Origin of the sequence: Pseudomonas sp. FSL W5-0203 (assembly GCF_001896155.1) — a bacterium.
Taxonomy (GTDB): Bacteria; Pseudomonadota; Gammaproteobacteria; order Pseudomonadales; family Pseudomonadaceae; genus Aquipseudomonas; species Aquipseudomonas paracarnis.
The window spans coordinates 1-470 of sequence record NZ_MPOR01000101.1 but is presented as its reverse complement, the minus strand read 5'-3'; the positions used below and the strand labels follow the sequence as shown (position 1 = coordinate 470).

Sequence of the window (470 nt, the reverse complement as noted above, 5' to 3'; positions counted from 1 at the left end):
CCGGCGAAACCTACCAACTCGACTACCACCCCAGCGGCCTGATCCGCCAGGAAACCGGCTTCGACGGCCAGCGCACCGCCTATGCCTACGACCTCAACGGCAACCTGCTGGAAAAGACCGAATACGGCGACGATGACAGTCAGCTAATCACCCGTTACGAGCGCGACCACGCCGGGCGCCTCGTAAGAAAAACCCTGCCCGACAGCGCCGTTGTCGACTATGCCTACGACCGCCAAGGCAACCTCCTCAGCGTCGAAGACGGCCACTGGGCGTTGGCCTACGAATACGACCGCCAAAACCGCCTCACCGCCGAACACCAGGGATGGGGCACCCTGCGCTACGGCTACGACGCTTGCGGCCAGCTGAAAAACCTGTGCCTACCAGACAACAACCGCGTCACCTTCAACCACGACAAAGGCGGCCACCTCGCCACGGTCGAACTCAACGGTGAAGTACTCACCTCACATCTG

At 61.9% G+C, this 470-nt stretch carries 1 pseudogene; it reads left to right on the top strand.

Annotated elements, in window-relative coordinates:
* Positions 1–470, top strand: a pseudogene (locus tag BOP96_RS29155) (RHS repeat protein); the annotation flags it as partial.